Here is an 18,332-nt window from a genome sequence, read left to right on the forward strand (position 1 = left end):
CGCTCACCGCCGTGCCACACGCTGATCAGTCCCAAACCACCCAGAAGGGGCATCCCGTGACGTACCCCGGGCCGCCCAGGCCGGCGCAGGTCTCCGCCACACCCCTCGCGGAACTCGCCGATCAGCTGGGTGCCACCGCGCCGGAAGGCGCGGACGCCACCGAGGTCACGGGCATCACCCATGACTCGCGCGCCGTCCGCCCCGGCGACCTGTACGCCGCCCTCCCGGGCGCCCGCCTGCACGGCGCCGACTTCGTCACGCAGGCCGCGGGCCTCGGCGCGGTCGCCGTGCTGACCGACCCGACCGGCGCCGAGCGCGCCGCCGCGACCGGCCTGCCGGTCCTGGTCGTCGACGACCCGCGCGGGCGGATGGGCGAGCTGGCGGCCACGATCTACGGTCACCCCGGCCGCGACCTGCTGCAGATCGGCATCACCGGCACCTCCGGCAAGACCACCACCGCGTATCTCGTCGAGGGCGCCCTCAAGTCCGTTGAGGGTGGTGGTGGGCGACGGGTGGGACTGATCGGCACGGTCGAGATGCGCATCGGTGACGAGCGCATCAAGTCCGAGCGGACCACCCCCGAAGCCACCGACCTGCAGGCCCTGTTCGCCGTCATGCGCGAACGCGGCGTCGAGGCGGTCGCCATGGAGGTCTCCAGCCACGCGCTGGTCCTCGGCCGCGTCGACGGCTGCGTCTTCGATATCGCGGTCTTCACCAACCTCAGCCCGGAACACATGGAGTTCCACTCCGACATGGAGGACTACTTCCGGGCCAAGGCGCAGCTCTTCACCCCGAAACGCAGCAAACTCGGCGTCATCAACCTCGACGACGAGTACGGCCGCAGGCTCGCCAAGGAAGCCACCGTCCCGGTCGTCACCTTCTCCGCCGAGGGCCACCCGGACGCCGACTGGCGCGCCGAGGACGTCGAAGTCGGCCCCATGGACTCGACGTTCACCGTGATCGGCCCCAAGGGTGAGCGGATCGCCGCCAGGTCGCCGATCGCCGGCCCCTTCAACGTGGCGAACACCCTCGCCGCCATCACCGCCCTGGCCGTCGCCGGCCTCGACGCCCAGGCCGCCGCCGACGGCATCGCCACCGTGCCGGGCGTGCCGGGCCGCCTCGAGCGGGTGGACGCCGGGCAGCCGTATCTCGCGGTCGTGGACTACGCGCACAAGACCGACGCCGTCGAATCGGTGCTCAAGGCGCTCCGCAAGGTCACCGAGGGCAGGCTGCACGTCGTACTCGGCTGCGGCGGCGACCGCGACACGACCAAGCGCGAGCCGATGGGCGCGGCCGCGGCCCGGCTCGCCGACACCGCCGTACTGACCTCCGACAACCCCCGCTCCGAGGACCCCCTCGCGATCCTCGCAACCATGCTCCAGGGCGCGGCGTCCGTGCCAGTACACGAACGTGGCGAGGTCCAGGTCTTCGAGGACCGGGCCGCCGCGATCGCCGCAGCCGTCGCCCGCGCCCAGCCCGGCGACACCGTGCTGGTCGCCGGCAAGGGCCATGAGCAGGGCCAGGACATCGCCGGAGTGGTCCGTCCCTTCGACGACCGCCAGGTGCTTCGCGAAGCTATCCAGAAGACCCAGGGATGAACTTGTGATCGCCCTCTCTCTCGCCGAGATCGCAGAAGTCGTCGGCGGGCAGACGTACGACATACCGGATCCGTCCGTCCAGGTCACCGGACCGGTCGTCCGGGACTCCCGTGAAGTGGAGCCCGGCACCCTCTTCGCCGCCTTCGTCGGCGAGCGCGTGGACGGCCACGACTACGCGTCGGCGGTCGTGGCCGCGGGTGCCGTCGCCGTACTCGGCTCCCGGCCCGTGGGCGTGCCCACGATCGTCGTGGCCGACGTCCAGAAGGCCCTCGGCGCCCTCGCCCGCCATGTCGTACGACGGCTCGGCGCGACCCTCGTGGCCCTGACCGGCTCGGCGGGCAAGACCAGCACCAAGGACCTGATCGCCCAGGTGCTCCAGCGCAAGGCGCCCACCGTGTGGACGCCGGGCTCGCTCAACAACGAGATCGGGCTGCCGCTGACCGCCCTCAGCGCCACCGAGGAGACCAGGTTCCTCGTCCTGGAGATGGGCGCCCGCGGCATCGGCCACATCCGCTACCTCGCCGATCTGACGCCCCCGAAGATCGGCCTCGTGCTCAACGTCGGCACCGCCCACATCGGCGAGTTCGGCGGCCGCGAGCAGATCGCGCAGGCCAAGGGCGAACTCGTGGAGGCCCTTCCGCCGGCGGAAGACGGCGGCGCCGCGATCCTCAACGCCGACGATCCCCTCGTACGGGCCATGGCGTCCCGTACGAAGGCGAAGATGATCCTTTTCGGAGAGTCAGGCGAAGCGGACGTACGCGCCGAGAACGTGAGACTCACGGACAGCGGACAGCCTGCTTTCACTCTTCACACACCCTCCGGTGCAAGCGATGTGACCATGCGCCTGTACGGTGAGCACCACGTGTCGAACGCGCTCGCCGCGGCCGCCGTCGCCCATGAGCTGGGCATGTCCGCGGAAGAGATCGCCACCGCGCTCTCCGAGGCGGGCTCCCTCTCCCGCTGGCGGATGGAGGTCACCGAGCGCCCGGACGGCGTGACGGTCGTCAACGACGCCTACAACGCGAACCCCGAGTCCATGAGGGCCGCTCTGCGTGCCCTTGCTGCCATGGGTAAGGGGCGCCGTACGTGGGCGGTGCTCGGCAAGATGGCCGAGCTCGGGGACGAGGCGCTCGCCGAGCACGACGCGGTCGGGCGGCTCGCCGTCCGGCTCAACGTCAGCAAGCTCGTCGCGGTCGGGGGCAGGGAAGCGTCCTGGCTGCAACTGGGCGCATATAACGAGGGTTCGTGGGGTGAGGAGTCGGTGCACGTGTCCGACGCACAGGCGGCGGTCGACCTGTTGCGCAGCGAGTTGCGCCCGGGGGACGTCGTGCTCGTGAAGGCGTCCCGTTCGGTGGGGTTGGAGAGCGTCGCCGAGGCGCTGCTCGGGACCGGTGCCGAGGGTGAGGTTGCCGCCCGATGATGAAGCAGATCCTGTTCGCAGGAGTCATTGGCCTCTTCCTGACCCTGATCGGCACCCCCCTGCTGATCAAGCTCCTCGCGCGCAAGGGCTACGGCCAGTACATTCGCGACGACGGCCCGCGTGAGCACGCCAGCAAGCGCGGTACGCCGACCATGGGCGGCATCGCGTTCATCTTCGCGACGGTCGCCGCGTACTTCCTTTCGAAGCTCATCACGGGCAAGCCGCCCACCTACTCGGGTGTGCTGGTGCTCGGCCTGATGGTCGGGATGGGCCTGGTCGGCTTTCTCGACGACTACATCAAGATCGTCAAGCGGCGTTCGCTGGGTCTGCGGGCCAAGGCGAAGATGGCAGGCCAGTTGCTCGGCGGCATCGCCTTCGCGGTGCTCTCGCTGCAGTTCGAGGACGCCCGCGGCAACACGCCGGCGTCGACGAAGCTGTCGTTCATCACCGACTTCGGCTGGACGATCGGTCCGGTGCTGTTCGTCGTCTGGGCGCTGTTCATGATCCTCGCGATGTCGAACGGCGTGAACCTCACCGACGGTCTGGACGGTCTGGCCACCGGTGCCTCCGTGCTCGTCTTCGGCGCCTACACCTTCATCGGCGTGTGGCAGTACCAGGAGTCCTGCGCCAACGCGCAGACCCTGACCAACCCCAACGCCTGTTACGAGGTCCGCGACCCACTCGACCTCGCCGTCGTCTCCGCCGCTCTGATGGGCGCCTGCCTCGGCTTCCTGTGGTGGAACACATCGCCGGCCAAGATCTTCATGGGTGACACCGGCTCGCTCGCGCTCGGCGGTGTGCTCGCCGGTCTCGCGATCTGCTCCCGCACCGAGCTGCTGCTCGCCATCCTCGGCGGCCTGTTCGTCCTGATCACCATGTCGGTGGTCATCCAGGTCGGCTCCTTCCGCCTCACCGGCAAGCGCGTCTTCCGGATGGCGCCACTCCAGCACCACTTCGAACTCAAGGGCTGGTCCGAGGTCCTTGTGGTGGTCCGCTTCTGGATCATCCAGGGCATCTGTGTGATTGTCGGACTGGGCCTCTTCTATGCGGGATGGGCAGCGGACAAGTGACCGACTGGCAGGGGAAGAACGTCACCGTTGCCGGGCTCGGTGTCTCCGGGATCCCGGCGGCCAAGGTCCTGCACGGCCTCGGCGCGACCGTCACCGTCGTCAACGACGGCGACGACGCACGCGCGCGTGCCCAGGCCGCCGAGCTGGAGGCGCTCGGTATCACCGTCCGCCTCGGCGACGGGGCGACCCTGCCCGAAGGAACCGAACTCATCGTCACCGCGCCCGGCTGGAAGCCGGACAAGCCGCTGTTCGCGGCCGCTGACGAAGCGGGCGTCCCGGTCTGGGGCGACGTGGAGCTGGCCTGGCGGCTGCGCGGCCCCGACGCCGCGCCCTGGCTCGCCGTCACCGGCACCAACGGCAAGACCACGACCGTCCAGATGCTGGCCTCGATCCTCAAGGCGGCGGGCCTGCGCACGGCCGCCGTCGGCAACATCGGCGTCTCGCTCCTCGACGCGGTGCTCGGCGAGGAGCAGTACGACGTCCTGGCCGTGGAGTTGTCCAGCTACCAGCTCCACTGGGCGCCCTCGCTGCGCGCCCACTCGGCCGTCGTGCTCAACCTCGCCCCCGACCACCTCGACTGGCACGGCTCCATGGAGGCGTACGCGCGCGACAAGGGCCGTATCTACGAGGGCAACCGCGTCGCCTGCGTCTACAACGTCGCCGACAAGGCCACCGAGGACCTGGTGCGCGAGGCCGACGTCGAGGAGGGCTGCCGGGCCATCGGCTTCACCCTCGGCACCCCGGCCCCGTCCCAACTCGGTGTCGTCGAGGGCATCCTCGTCGACCGCGCCTTCGTCGAAGACCGGCAGAAGAACGCCCAGGAGCTCGCCGAGGTCTCCGACGTCAACCCGCCGGCCCCGCACAACATCGCCAACGCCCTCGCGGCAGCGGCCCTCGCCCGGGCCTTCGGGGTGCCCCCCAAGGCCGTACGCGACGGCCTGCGGGCCTTCACTCCGGACGCCCACCGCATCGCGCACGTGGCGGACGTCGACGGGGTCGCCTACGTCGACGACTCCAAGGCCACCAACACCCACGCGGCGGAGGCGTCGTTGGCTGCCTACGAGTCCATCGTGTGGATCGCGGGCGGGCTCGCCAAGGGCGCGGCCTTCGAGGAGCTGGTCGCGAAGTCGGCAAAGCGACTTCGCGCGGCCGTGCTCATCGGCGCCGATCGTGGCCTGATCCGGGAAGCCCTCGCGCGACACGCGCCGGAAGTACCCGTCGTCGACCTCGACCGGACCGACACTGGGGCGATGCTCGCGGCAGTCCAGGAGGCGAAGGGCCTCGCCCAGCCCGGCGACACAGTGCTCCTTGCCCCGGCCTGTGCCTCGATGGACATGTTCGCCAACTACAACCAGCGCGGTGACGCGTTCGCGGAGGCGGTTCGCGAACTCGGCGCGGGCGCCTGACGCCGGGTCTCGGCCACTGCGGGTGCTTCGGGACCCTTGGAGGGACGCGTGACTCGGATGTGGCCGGACGGTACGTACTCCCACGGCGAGGCGGTGGGCGCCGATGCCCGGTAGCCGTACCGGACGGCCCCCCGTCCAGCGGGCCGTCCGGCGCCCCGTCGCTCCAGGGCCGCCGCGCGACAACGCCGTACGACGGCTCTACACGCGCCTGCACCGGGCGTGGGACCGGCCGCTGACCGCGTACTACCTGATCCTCGGCGGCAGCCTGCTGATCACCGTGCTCGGCCTGGTGATGGTCTACTCGGCCTCCCAGATCACCGCCCTGCAGATGTCGCTGCCGGGGTCGTACTTCTTCCGCAAGCAGCTGCTGGCCGCCGCGATCGGCACCGGGCTGCTGCTCGCCGCGTCCCGGATGCCCGTGAAGCTGCACCGGGCGCTCGCCTACCCGATCCTCGCCGGTGCCGTCTTCCTGATGGCCTTGGTGCAGGTGCCCGGGATAGGAGTCGCGGTCAACGGCAACCAGAACTGGATCGCCCTCGGCGGCTCCTTCCAGATCCAGCCCAGCGAGTTCGGCAAGCTGGCGCTGGTGCTGTGGGGCGCCGACCTGATCGCCCGCAAGCAGGACAAGAAGCTGCTGACGCAGTGGAAGCACATGCTGGTGCCGCTCGTGCCGGTCGCCTTCATGCTGCTCGGGCTGATCATGCTCGGCGGCGACATGGGTACGGCGATCATCCTGTCGGCGATCCTGTTCGGCCTGCTGTGGCTGGCGGGGGCGCCGACCCGGCTGTTCGTGGGAGTGCTGTCGGTGGCCGGCGCGATCGGCGTGCTCCTCATCAAGAGCAGCGAGAACCGCATGGCCCGCCTGCAGTGCCTCGGCGCCACCGAGCCGCGCAGTGGTCTCGTCGACTGCTGGCAGGCGGTGCACGGAATCTACGCGCTCGCCTCCGGCGGAATTTTCGGCTCCGGGCTGGGTGCGAGTGTGGAGAAATGGGGGCAACTCCCCGAAGCCCACACGGACTTCATCTTCGCCGTCACCGGTGAGGAACTGGGCTTGGCGGGGACGGTGTCGGTGCTCGCCCTCTTCGCGGCTCTAGGCTATGCGGGTATCCGCGTGGCCGGACGCACGGAGGACCCCTTCGTGAGGTATGCCGCGGGAGGTGTGACCACCTGGATCACCGCGCAAGCCGTGATCAACATCGGTGCGGTGCTCGGCCTGCTGCCGATCGCCGGCGTCCCCCTCCCGCTGTTCTCCTACGGGGGATCCGCCTTGCTGCCGACCATGTTCGCCATCGGGCTGCTGATCGCCTTCGCGCGCGACGAGCCCGCTGCGCGGGCGGCGCTTTCTGCCCGGCAACCCCGCTTTGGTAGAAAGCGTGCGGGAGGCGCCGGCCGCGGTCGGGAGCCTCGGAGATGGAACACGATGCGACGGCGCGCCTCAGCGGCGCGTTCGTCCGGAGAGCGGTGAATTTCGGTGCATGTCGTACTCGCCGGTGGGGGGACCGCCGGCCACATCGAGCCCGCGCTCGCCCTCGCGGACGCCCTGCGCAGGCAGGACCCGACCGTGGGGATCACGGCCCTGGGCACGGAGCGCGGCCTGGAGACCCGGCTCGTACCCGAGCGGGGCTACGAGCTCGCGCTGATCCCCGCCGTACCCCTGCCACGCAAGCCGACGCCCGAGCTGATCACCGTCCCGGGCCGGCTGCGCGGCACGATCAAGGCGACCGAGCAGATCCTGGAGCGCACCAAGGCGGACGCCGTCGTCGGCTTCGGCGGCTATGTCGCCCTGCCCGGCTACCTCGCCGCCAAGCGCCTCGGTGTGCCGATCATCATCCACGAGGCCAACGCCCGACCGGGCCTCGCCAACAAGATCGGTTCGCGGTACGCCGCCCAGGTCGCCGTCTCCACCCCGGACAGCAAGCTGCGCAACTCGCGCTACATCGGCATCCCGCTGCGCCGGACCATCGCCACCCTGGACCGGGCCGCGATGCGCCCCGAGGCCCGCGCCGCGTTCGGGCTCGACCCGAACCTGCCCACGCTGCTGGTCTCCGGCGGGTCGCAGGGCGCCCGCCGCCTCAACGAGGTCGTCCAGCAGGTGGCGCCCTGGCTCCAGCAGGCCGGCATCCAGATCCTGCACGCGGTCGGCCCGAAGAACGAACTGCCGCAGGTGCAGCAGATGCCGGGAATGCCGCCCTACATCCCGGTAAGTTACCTGGACCGGATGGACCTCGCGTACGCCGCGGCCGACATGATGCTCTGCCGCGCGGGCGCGATGACCGTCGCCGAACTCTCTGCCGTCGGACTCCCGGCCGCTTACGTCCCGCTGCCCATCGGCAACGGCGAACAGCGGCTGAACGCCCAGCCGGTGGTCAAGGCCGGCGGCGGACTGCTGGTCGACGACGCGGAACTCACCCCCGAGTGGGTGCAGCAGAACGTCCTGCCCGTGCTCGCCGACCCGCACCGGCTGTACGAGATGTCCCGCGCCGCGAGCGAGTTCGGCCGCCGGGACGCCGACGACCTGCTCGTCGGCATGGTGTACGAGGCGATCGCCTCGCACCGCCGCTAGGAACCGTATGACGGAGGGCAGGGAGCGTGGCCGGACCGACGACCGCCGAGCGCGGTGAACGCCAGCAGGAGTCGTCCGACCCGCCCCCCGTCCGGCGGTTGAGGCCGCGACGCCTTCGCCTTCGTGTGATCATCATCCTTGTCGTCGTGCTCGCGCTCCTCGGCGCGGGCTCCGTCTGGCTGCTGTACGGCTCCAAATGGCTGCGCGTCGAGCGTGTATCCGTCTCCGGGACCCGGGTCCTGACGCCCGCACAGGTCCGGGAGGCGGCTGACGTTCCCGTCGGGGCACCGCTGATTTCCGTCGACACCGATGCGATTGAGGCACGACTGCGCCGGAAATTGCCCCGAATTGATGTGGTTGACGTAGTCCGCTCCTGGCCGCATGGAATCGGCCTGAAAGTGGTGGAACGTACTCCGGTTCTGATTGTCCAAAGAGGCGGAAAGTTCGTCGAAGTGGACGATGAAGGTGTCCGATTCGCCACCGTTTCTGAGGCTCCGAAAGGCGTTCCCGCACTGGAATTGACGCTGTCTCGGTCGAGCTCCGCCGCCGCGAGCCTGCGCCGCTTCAGCGAGGACCGTCTGGTGCGGGAGGCGGTACGGGTCGCCGGCGCCATTCCGGCCGCCGTCGCGCGCATCACCCAGGTCGTCAAGGTCCGCTCCTACGACGACATCTCACTGGAGTTGGGCGACGGCCGGACCGTCGCCTGGGGGAGTGGCGAGAAGGGTGCGGCGAAGGCTCGCACACTCACCGCTCTCATGAAAGCCTCGCCGGATGCGCGGTACTTCGACGTCAGCGTTCCCACCGCCCCTGCGTCATCAGGGAGTTGACGCACATCTGCGCAGGCCAGCACCCTGGTTGGGCAGCGACATGGCTGATCACATAGGGTGAAAAGAAAAACGGGAGGTTCGGCGTGTTCGTTGAACGTGCGCCACTTGTCGACTTAGTGTCCTGTTCAGAAGACTTCAAGGAACAGACACACTGGTAACCCTAAACTTCAGGGTTAGGGTTCGGGTCGGCGCTACGGACCGTCCCATTCGGCATCAGTCGCCGGGTTTCGCGGAGCACAGCGCTTCCCCGTGATCCGACGACCCGTAACTCGAGGCGAGAGGCCTTCGACGTGGCAGCACCGCAGAACTACCTCGCAGTCATCAAAGTCATCGGTGTCGGCGGCGGTGGTGTCAATGCCATCAACCGGATGATCGAGGTCGGTCTCAAGGGCGTCGAGTTCATCGCCATCAACACCGACGCGCAAGCTCTGTTGATGAGCGACGCCGACGTCAAGCTCGACGTCGGCCGTGAACTCACCCGCGGACTCGGCGCCGGAGCCAACCCGGCCGTCGGCCGCAAGGCCGCCGAGGACCACCGCGAGGAGATCGAGGAGGTCCTCAAGGGGGCCGACATGGTCTTCGTGACGGCCGGTGAAGGCGGCGGCACCGGCACCGGCGGCGCGCCCGTCGTGGCCAACATCGCCCGCTCTCTGGGAGCCCTCACCATCGGCGTGGTCACGCGCCCGTTCACCTTCGAGGGACGGCGCCGCGCCAACCAGGCCGAGGACGGCATCGCCGAGCTCCGCGAAGAGGTCGACACCCTCATCGTCATCCCGAACGACCGGCTGCTGTCCATCTCGGACCGCCAGGTCTCGGTGCTCGATGCCTTCAAGTCGGCTGACCAGGTCCTCCTCTCCGGTGTCCAGGGCATCACCGACCTCATCACCACCCCCGGCCTCATCAACCTCGACTTCGCGGACGTCAAGTCGGTCATGTCCGAGGCCGGTTCGGCCCTCATGGGCATCGGCTCGGCCCGCGGCGACGACCGCGCGGTGGCCGCGGCCGAGATGGCGATCTCCTCGCCGCTGCTCGAGGCGTCCATCGACGGCGCCCGGGGCGTGCTCCTCTCCATCTCCGGCGGCTCGGACCTCGGCCTGTTCGAGATCAACGAGGCCGCCCAGCTGGTGAGCGAGGCCGCCCACCCCGAGGCCAACATCATCTTCGGCGCGGTCATCGACGACGCCCTCGGCGACGAGGTCCGGGTCACCGTGATCGCGGCCGGCTTCGACGGGGGTCAGCCGCCGGCCCGGCGGGACAACGTCCTCGGCTCGACCTCCTCCTCGACCTCGTCGTCGCCCCGCCGTGAGGAGCCCACTCCGGTACGGCAGTCCGAGAGCCGGCCGTCCTTCGGCTCGCTCGGCAGCGTCACGCCGAAAGAGGAGCCCGAGCCCGCCGCACCGGACCCGGTGGCCGACATCCCGGTCGCCCCGCCGGTCCCGCCGTCGCGGACCTACGCCGACAGTGCGGCGGAGGAGCTGGACGTCCCGGACTTCCTTAAGTGATCCTTCTGACGTGATAGGACAGCGCGACATCGTGAGCGGCGCGCACTTCGCTTTCACCGACCGGTGGGGCGGGGTGAGCGCCGCTCCGTATGAGGAGCTCAATCTCGGCGGCGCGGTCGGCGACGACGGCGACGCCGTACTGACCAATCGAGAACTCGCCGCCAAGTCGCTCGGGCTCGACCCGGGTGAGGTCGTCTGGATGAACCAGGTGCACGGGACGGACGTCGCGGTGGTCGACGGACCATGGCTCGATCGTCCGGTGCCCGACGTCGACGCGATCGTCACGGCGCGGCGGGGCCTCGCCCTCGCCGTTCTCACGGCGGACTGTGTGCCGGTCCTGTTGGCCGACCCGGTCGCCGGGATCGTCGCGGCGGCCCACGCGGGGCGGCCCGGCATGGTCGCCGGGGTCGTCCCGGCCGCGCTACGCGCGATGACGGAACTGGGCGCCGACCCCGCCCGGATCGTCGCCCGCACCGGCCCCGCCGTCTGCGGCCGGTGCTACGAGGTGCCGGAGGCGATGCGCGCCGAGGTGGCCGCCGTGGAACCGATGGCGCACGCCGAGACGAGTTGGGGCACGCCGGCGGTCGACGTGGTCGCCGGGGTGCACGCGCAGCTCGAACGGCGCGGCGTGCGCGACCGGAAGCACTCGCCGGTGTGCACGCGGGAGTCGGGCGACCACTTCTCGTACCGCCGCGACCGCACCACCGGTCGGCTCGCGGGCTATGTGTGGCTGGACTGAATGGACATGACGGACCGTAAGGGCGAACTCGCCGCAAATCTGGCGAAGGTGGAGGACCGTATCGCCGCCGCCTGCGCGGCCGCCGGGCGTGGCCGCGAGGAGGTGACCCTGATCGTGGTCACCAAGACCTACCCGGCGAGCGATGTGCGGATCCTGTCGGAGCTCGGTGTGCGCCATGTCGCCGAGAACCGCGATCAGGACGCGGCGCCGAAGGCCGCCGAATGCTCGGATCTGCCCCTTGCGTGGCATTTTGTCGGCCAGTTGCAGACCAACAAAGTGCGGTCCGTGGTCGGTTACGCGGATCTCGTGCAGTCCGTCGATCGTTCCAAGCTGGTGACGGCGCTGTCGAAGGAGGCCGTACGGCAGGAGCGCGAAGTGGGTTGCCTCATCCAGGTCGCGCTGGACGCGGGGGAGCGCGAGAGGGGTGAGCGCGGTGGTGTGGCGCCGGGCGGGATCGAAGAGTTGGCCGATCTTGTCGCGAAGGCTCCGGCGTTGCGGCTCGACGGGCTCATGACCGTCGCTCCGCTCACCGGGGAGTACGCGGGGCGCCAACAGGCGGCGTTCGAGCGGTTGATGGATTTGTCGACCGACCTGCGCCGAGCCCATCCGACTGCGAACATGGTGTCGGCAGGAATGAGTGCGGACCTTGAGGAGGCCGTGGCGGCGGGTGCGACACATGTGCGCGTCGGCACTGCGGTACTCGGAGTCCGCCCCAGGCTCGGGTAACGTCGCCAAGAAGTCGGACCACAGCAGAAAATATGGTCAATGTCGCCGCAAGGTGGCGTAACGACCGCGTGGATCGCGGGCACTTGGCAGTCGTCAGCCGATCCACCACAGAGCGGAGGACTCAGAGCATGGCCGGCGCGATGCGCAAGATGGCGGTCTACCTCGGCCTCGTGGAGGACGATGGGTACGACGGCCGGGGGTTCGACCCCGACGACGACTTCGAGCCCGAACTGGACCCGGAGCCCGAGCGGGACCACCGACGGCACGAGCCGTCGCACCAGTCGCACAGTGCACATCTGTCCCAAAGGGACGAAGAGGTGCGAATCGTACAGCCGCCCGCGCCGCGTGAACCCGTGGCCCGATCGACTTCGCTACCCGCGGAATCCGGCCGTCCGGCGCGCATCGCGCCCGTGGCGTCCATCACACAAGAACGCGCAAGCCTGGAGAAGAACGCACCGGTGATCATGCCCAAGGTTGTGTCGGAACGAGAGCCTTACCGGATCACCACGCTTCACCCGCGGACCTACAACGAGGCCCGTACCATCGGGGAACACTTCCGTGAAGGCACCCCGGTGATCATGAATCTGACTGAGATGGATGACACAGACGCGAAGCGACTTGTCGACTTTGCGGCTGGTTTGGTGTTTGGTCTTCACGGCAGCATCGAGCGGGTGACGCAGAAGGTGTTCCTGTTGTCGCCTGCTAACGTCGATGTCACGGCGGAGGACAAGGCCCGTATCGCAGAGGGCGGGTTCTTCAACCAGAGCTGAGACGCACCACCGGAAACACACGCACGGAACAAGAAACAGGGGAGAGGGAAGCACCAGTCATGAGCGTGGTCTTGCAGGTTCTCTACATCGCGCTGATGGTCTTCCTCATCGTGCTCATCTTCCGGTTGGTCATGGACTACGTCTTCCAGTTCGCCCGCTCGTGGCAACCCGGCAAGGCGATGGTGGTCGTTCTGGAGGCCACCTACACTGTCACTGATCCACCGCTCAAGCTTCTGCGGCGGGTCATCCCGCCGCTGCGTCTCGGGGGCGTGGCGCTCGACCTGTCCTTCTTCGTTCTGATGATCATCGTCTACATCCTGATCACGCTCGTGCGGAGCGCGATGTGAGCGATGTGACAGATACGGTCTTGCCGACTGCCGACGACTACGTTGAGGTGAAGAGATGCCGTTGACCCCCGAGGACGTGCGGAACAAGCAGTTCACGACCGTCCGCCTCCGAGAAGGCTATGACGAGGACGAGGTCGATGCCTTCCTCGATGAGGTCGAAGCCGAACTGACGCGCCTGCTCCGCGAGAACGAGGACCTGCGCGCCAAGCTGGCCGCGGCCACGCGCGCTGCTGCTCAGAACCAGCAGAACATGCGCAAGCCCCCGGAGGGTCCCGGCGGCCCCCAGGACCAGCAGCAGGGCGGCATGCCTCAGCAGGGCGGTATGCCTCAGCAGGGCATGCGCGGTCCCGGCGCTCCTGTGCCCGCCGGCATATCGGGCCCGCCGCAGCAGCAGATGGGTGGCCCCATGGGAGGCCCGCCCCAGCTGCCCAGCGGTGCTCCGCAGCTGCCCGCCGGTCCCGGCGGTCAGGGTGGCCCGCAGGGTCCCGGTCCGATGGGCCAGGGTCCGGGGCCGATGGGCCAGCCCCCGATGCAGCAGCAGATGGGTGGCCCGATGGGCGGTCCCATGGGTGGCCCCATGGGCGGCCCGGGTCAGGGTGGCCCCGGTGGCGACAGTGCTGCCCGTGTCCTGTCGCTGGCCCAGCAGACCGCCGACCAGGCGATCGCCGAGGCTCGTTCCGAGGCCAACAAGATCGTCGGCGAGGCGCGTTCGCGTGCCGAGGGTCTCGAGCGTGACGCCCGTGCCAAGGCTGACGCCCTGGAGCGGGACGCGCAGGAGAAGCACCGCGTCGCGATGGGCTCCCTGGAGTCCGCCCGCGCCACGCTGGAGCGCAAGGTCGAGGACCTGCGCGGCTTCGAGCGCGAGTACCGCACGCGGCTGAAGTCCTACCTGGAGTCGCAGCTGCGCCAGCTGGAGACCCAGTCGGACGACTCGCTCGCCCCGCCGCGCACCCCGGCCACGGCGTCCCTCCCGCCGTCCCCGGCGCCTTCCATGGCACCGGCCGGCGCGAGTGCCCCGTCGTACGGCGGCAACCAGACGATGGGCGGCGCCCCGTCTCCGGCTGCTCCGTCCTACGGCGGTCAGCAGCAGATGTCCCCGGCGATGACCCAGCCCATGGCACCGGTCCGGCCGCAGGGTCCCGGTCCGATGGGCCAGGCACCGTCGCCGATGCGCGGGTTCCTCATCGACGAGGACGACAACTGACGGTTGGTAGTACGCCGTAGGCGTCGGCAGCGTTCAGGGCGGGGCCCCGGATTTCGATCCGGGGCCCCGCCCTTTTGCTACGCGTGTTCACGGGGTTTGCGGCGTTTGTTCGGGAGTTGGGTGCGATGTCCGACGTACACAACGCCGAAGGCCCGGGACCACCAAGATTCTTTGGCGGTCCCGGGCCTTCGGATGTTCGGTCGAGCCTCGCTACGCCTTGCGGAGGCGGAACGTCAGGGTCAGGCCCTCGTCCGTGAACGGCTTGCCGTAGGTGTCGTCCGCCTCGCCCTGGGCGAAGTCCGTGGCGAGGACCTCGTCGGCGATGAGCTCGGCGTGCTCGCTCAGCGCCGCGACCGTCGCCGGGTCCGTCGCCGTCCAGCGCAGGGCGATGCGGTCGGCCACGTCCAGGCCGCTGTTCTTGCGGGCCTCCTGGATCAGGCGGATCGCGTCACGGGCCAGGCCCGAGCGGCGCAGCTCCTCCGTGATCTCCAGGTCCAGCGCGACCGTCGCACCCGAGTCGGACGCCACCGACCAGCCCTCGCGCGGGGTCTCCGTGATGATCACCTCGTCCGGAGCGAGGGTGACCGTCTCGCCGTCGACCTCGACCGACGCCGTGCCCTCGCGCAGGGCCAGCGACAGCGCCGCCGCGTCCGCGCCCGCGATGGCCTTCGCCACATCCTGGACGCGCTTGCCGAACCGCTTGCCCAGGGCGCGGAAGTTTGCCTTGGCGGTGGTGTCCACCAGGCTGCCGCCCACCTCGGACAGCGACGCCAGCGACTCGACGTTCAGCTCCTCGGTGATCTGCGTGTGCAGCTCGAGGTTGAGCGCCTCGAAGCCGGTCGCGGCCACCAGCGCGCGCCGCAGCGGCTGGCGGGTCTTCACGCCCGACTCCGCGCGCGTGGCGCGGCCCAGCTCGACCAGCCGGCGGACCAGGACCATCTGCTTCGACAGCTCCGGGTCGATCACCGACAGGTCCGCCTCCGGCCAGGACGCCAGGTGGACCGACTCCGGGGCGCCCGGCGTGACCGGGACGATCAGGTCCTGCCAGACCCGCTCGGTGATGAACGGGGTCAGCGGGGCCATCAGCTTCGTGACCGTCTCGACGACCTCGTGCAGGGTGCGCAGCGCCGCCTTGTCGCCCTGCCAGAAGCGGCGGCGGGAGCGGCGCACGTACCAGTTGGAGAGATCGTCGACGAAGGCCGACAGCAGCTTGCCGGCGCGCTGGGTGTCGTAGGCCTCCAGGGACTGGGTCACCTGGTCGGTCAGCGCGTGCAGCTCGGACAGCAGCCAGCGGTCCAGGACCGGGCGGTCGGCCGGGGCCGGGTCGGCCTCGGACGGTGCCCAGTTCGATGTACGGGCGTACAGGGCCTGGAAGGCGACCGTGTTCCAGTAGGTGAGGAGGGTCTTGCGGACGACCTCCTGGATCGTGCCGTGGCCCACGCGGCGTGCCGCCCATGGGGAGCCGCCGGCCGCCATGAACCAGCGCACCGCGTCCGCGCCGTGCCGGTCCATGAGCGGGATCGGCTCCAGGGTGTTGCCCAGGTGCTTGGACATCTTGCGGCCGTCCTCGGCGAGGATGTGGCCGAGGCACACGACGTTCTCGTACGACGACTTGTCGAAGACGAGCGTGCCGACCGCCATCAGCGTGTAGAACCAGCCGCGGGTCTGGTCGATGGCCTCGCTGATGAACTGCGCCGGGTAGCGGCTCTCGAAGAGCTCCTTGTTCTTGTGCGGGTAGCCCCACTGTGCGAACGGCATCGAGCCCGAGTCGTACCAGGCGTCGATGACCTCCGGCACGCGCGTGGCCGTCTTCTCGCACTGGGGGCACGCGAAGGTGACGTCGTCGATGTACGGGCGGTGCGGATCCAGGCTCGACTGGTCGGTGCCGGTCAGCTCGGTGAGCTCCGCGCGGGAGCCGACGCAGGTGAGGTGCTCGTCCTCGCAGCGCCAGATCGGCAGCGGGGTGCCCCAGTAGCGGTTGCGGGACAGCGCCCAGTCGATGTTGTTGTTCAGCCAGTCACCGAAGCGGCCGTGCTTGACCGTGTCGGGGAACCAGTTGGTCTTCTCGTTCTCCTGGAGGAGGCGGTCCTTCACGGCCGTGGTGCGGATGTACCAGGACGGCTGCGCGTAGTAGAGGAGCGCGGTGTGGCAGCGCCAGCAGTGCGGGTAGCTGTGCTCGTACGGGATGTGCCTGAAGAGCAGACCGCGCTGCTGGAGGTCCTCGGTGAGGTTTTCGTCCGCCTTCTTGAAGAAGACGCCGCCGACCAGCGGGACGTCCTCGTCGAAGGTGCCGTCCGGGCGGACGGGGTTCACGACGGGCAGGTCGTAGGCGCGGCAGACCTTGAGGTCGTCCTCACCGAAGGCGGGGGACTGGTGGACCAGGCCCGTACCGTCCTCGGTGGTGACGTACTCGGCGTTGACCACGTAGTGGGCCGGAGCTGGGAACTCCACCAGCTCGAACGGACGTTGATACGTCCAGCGCTCCATTTCGGCGCCCGTGAAGGACTGGCCGGTGGTCTCCCAGCCCTCGCCGAGGGCCTTGGCGAGAAGCGGCTCGGCGACGACGAGCTTCTCTGTGCCTTCCGGGCCCTTCGTCGCGACGACGTAGGTGACCTCGGGGTGCGCGGCCACGGCCGTGTTGGAGACGAGGGTCCAGGGCGTGGTCGTCCACACCAGGAGCGCGGCTTCGCCGGCGAGCGGACCGGAGGTGAGCGGGAAACGGACGTACACCGAGGGGTCGACGACCGTCTCGTAGCCCTGCGCCAGCTCGTGGTCGGACAGGCCGGTGCCGCAGCGGGGGCACCAGGGGGCGACGCGGTGGTCCTGGACCAGCAGGTCCTTGTTGAAGATCTCCTTGAGCGACCACCAGACGGACTCGATGTACTCGGGGTCCATCGTGACGTACGCGTCGTCGAGGTCGACCCAGTAGCCCATGCGGGTCGTCAGGTCGGAGAAGGCATCGGTGTGCCGCAGCACGGACTCGCGGCACTTGGTGTTGAACTCGGCGATGCCGTACGCCTCGATGTCCTTCTTGCCGCTGAAGCCGAGCTCCTTCTCGACCGCCAGCTCGACGGGGAGGCCGTGGCAGTCCCAGCCGGCCTTGCGGGCGACGTGGTAGCCGCGCATGGTGCGGAAGCGGGGGAAGACGTCCTTGAAGACGCGGGCCTCGATGTGGTGGGCGCCGGGCATGCCGTTGGCGGTGGGCGGGCCTTCGTAGAACACCCACTCGGGGTGGCCCTCGGACTGCTCCAGGCTCTTGGCGAAGATCTTCTGCTCGCGCCAGAAGTCGAGCACGGCGTGCTCGAGTGCGGGCAGGTCGACCTGGGCGGGTACCTGGCGGTACGTCGGCGTTGTCATCAGCGAGCTTCCTCCGGCGGACTTGCTGCCTTCCGTCCGGAGGGACGAGAGCTGTGTCTTTCCGTACGCCGGTTTCGGCGCGCTCCCGCGGTACCACCCTCCTTGGCCCGCCGACGCGGGGTGTGCGTCGGTGAGCCCCCTCATTGGGGTCGCGATGCCGGTTCTACTGGCCGCCGCCTACGGCTGCGGTGTTCTTCCGACGGCTCCGGGGTGATCTTCACGTCGCGCTCGCCCCCGGGCTTCCACCGTCCCCGGGTCGCTCTGGGCTGCGTACGTCGCTACTCGTCCCCATCCACGCTTTTCGCTGCGCCCAGTGTACGGCGCCCCGGGGACAGCGGCCGACCGGATTTCCGAGGGGTGGGGGACGGGGAGGCCGTACGGGCCGCGGTGACCCGAATGGTTCGGTACGTGCGTTCGGATTCTGGGGCGGTCGGCTCGGCGGCATACCCGGCGGGGAGCTGGGCACAACGCATGCAGGTCTGCCGCGCGGCATGCGCGGGGCGGGCGAATCGGGCGGTGTGCCCCGTTGCCGCGGGACTCAAGTCGATTTATCGTCCCAGCACGATTCGCGAGCAAGATCACAATATGTGAAGGGGCCGCGGCATGGTGGCGAAGAAGACCGCCGTACAGCAGTCGGCGTCGGGCAGGTCCACCCATGCGAGCGCCTCCGGTGGTACGGGTGTTTCCGGTGGTGCCAGTGCCTCCGGTGGTGGGGCCAAGGATGTGAGTGGGAAGAAGAGCGCGCGGGGGAGTTCCACGGGGGCGCAGGGAGGTTCTTCCGCGGGGGCGCGGGGCGGGAAGCC

14 protein-coding genes and 1 pseudogene are annotated in these 18,332 nt (G+C 69.5%); 14 read left to right on the plus strand and 1 reads right to left on the minus strand.

Annotated features, from left to right (window positions below):
* The first annotated feature begins 56 nt into the window (after nt 1–56).
* From ADL12_RS16085 to ADL12_RS16145, 13 genes are all read left to right on the plus strand, one after another.
* A complete protein-coding gene (locus ADL12_RS16085; RefSeq protein WP_062702958.1) occupies nt 57–1,598 on the plus strand; it encodes a UDP-N-acetylmuramoyl-L-alanyl-D-glutamate--2,6-diaminopimelate ligase in 1,542 nt (513 codons plus the stop codon).
* Between the two features lie 4 nt (nt 1,599–1,602).
* A complete protein-coding gene (locus ADL12_RS16090; protein ID WP_062702915.1) occupies nt 1,603–3,018 on the plus strand; it encodes a UDP-N-acetylmuramoyl-tripeptide--D-alanyl-D-alanine ligase in 1,416 nt (471 codons plus the stop codon).
* Nucleotides 3,015–4,088, plus strand: coding sequence for a phospho-N-acetylmuramoyl-pentapeptide-transferase (mraY, locus tag ADL12_RS16095; protein WP_062702916.1), 1,074 nt, complete (start codon nt 3,015–3,017; stop codon nt 4,086–4,088). The genes ADL12_RS16090 and mraY overlap by 4 nt, the downstream gene beginning before the upstream one ends.
* The gene (gene murD / locus ADL12_RS16100) at nt 4,070–5,494 is read left to right on the plus strand and encodes a UDP-N-acetylmuramoyl-L-alanine--D-glutamate ligase (protein ID WP_062702918.1); all 1,425 of its coding nucleotides are present in this window, start codon (nt 4,070–4,072) and stop codon (nt 5,492–5,494) included. Before mraY ends, murD begins: the two co-directional genes overlap by 19 nt.
* A gap of 103 nt (nt 5,495–5,597) precedes the next feature.
* The gene (ftsW, locus tag ADL12_RS16105; protein WP_062702919.1) at nt 5,598–6,959 is read left to right on the plus strand and encodes a putative lipid II flippase FtsW; all 1,362 of its coding nucleotides are present in this window, start codon (nt 5,598–5,600) and stop codon (nt 6,957–6,959) included.
* 6 nt (nt 6,960–6,965) lie between these two features.
* A complete protein-coding gene (gene murG / locus ADL12_RS16110) occupies nt 6,966–8,057 on the plus strand; it encodes an undecaprenyldiphospho-muramoylpentapeptide beta-N-acetylglucosaminyltransferase (protein WP_062702921.1) in 1,092 nt (363 codons plus the stop codon).
* A 26-nt stretch (nt 8,058–8,083) separates the two neighbouring features.
* Nucleotides 8,084–8,884: a cell division protein FtsQ/DivIB gene (locus ADL12_RS16115; protein WP_062702923.1), complete on the plus strand. Its 801-nt coding sequence runs from the start codon at nt 8,084–8,086 to the stop codon at nt 8,882–8,884.
* A gap of 290 nt (nt 8,885–9,174) precedes the next feature.
* Nucleotides 9,175–10,386: a cell division protein FtsZ gene (gene ftsZ, locus ADL12_RS16120; RefSeq protein ID WP_062702924.1), complete on the plus strand. Its 1,212-nt coding sequence runs from the start codon at nt 9,175–9,177 to the stop codon at nt 10,384–10,386.
* Nucleotides 10,387–10,396: 10 nt separating this feature from the next.
* Nucleotides 10,397–11,125 carry a peptidoglycan editing factor PgeF gene (gene pgeF, locus ADL12_RS16125; RefSeq protein WP_062702926.1) on the plus strand — a complete coding sequence of 243 codons (729 nt, stop codon included), beginning with the start codon at nt 10,397–10,399 and terminating at the stop codon, nt 11,123–11,125.
* Nucleotides 11,126–11,131: 6 nt separating this feature from the next.
* Nucleotides 11,132–11,851 carry a YggS family pyridoxal phosphate-dependent enzyme gene (locus ADL12_RS16130; protein ID WP_062702960.1) on the plus strand — a complete coding sequence of 240 codons (720 nt, stop codon included), beginning with the start codon at nt 11,132–11,134 and terminating at the stop codon, nt 11,849–11,851.
* 128 nt (nt 11,852–11,979) lie between these two features.
* Nucleotides 11,980–12,621, plus strand: coding sequence for a cell division protein SepF (locus ADL12_RS16135; protein WP_062702928.1), 642 nt, complete (start codon nt 11,980–11,982; stop codon nt 12,619–12,621).
* A gap of 59 nt (nt 12,622–12,680) precedes the next feature.
* On the plus strand, nt 12,681–12,968 hold the full coding sequence (locus ADL12_RS16140) for a YggT family protein (RefSeq protein WP_004001943.1): 288 nt from the start codon (nt 12,681–12,683) through the stop codon (nt 12,966–12,968).
* Nucleotides 12,969–13,023: 55 nt separating this feature from the next.
* The gene (locus ADL12_RS16145; RefSeq protein WP_062702930.1) at nt 13,024–14,172 is read left to right on the plus strand and encodes a DivIVA domain-containing protein; all 1,149 of its coding nucleotides are present in this window, start codon (nt 13,024–13,026) and stop codon (nt 14,170–14,172) included.
* Between the two features lie 210 nt (nt 14,173–14,382).
* Here ADL12_RS16145 and ileS read toward each other — a convergent pair whose 3' ends face one another.
* On the minus strand, nt 14,383–17,529 hold the full coding sequence (gene ileS / locus ADL12_RS16150; protein WP_062702931.1) for an isoleucine--tRNA ligase: 3,147 nt from the start codon (nt 17,527–17,529) through the stop codon (nt 14,383–14,385).
* A 603-nt stretch (nt 17,530–18,132) separates the two neighbouring features.
* Here ileS and ADL12_RS56455 point away from each other — a divergent pair.
* Nucleotides 18,133–18,332: pseudogene (locus ADL12_RS56455) on the plus strand (TraR/DksA family transcriptional regulator); the annotation flags it as partial.

Origin of the sequence: Streptomyces regalis, assembly GCF_001509475.1 — a bacterium.
Lineage (GTDB): Bacteria > Actinomycetota > Actinomycetes > Streptomycetales > Streptomycetaceae > Streptomyces > Streptomyces regalis.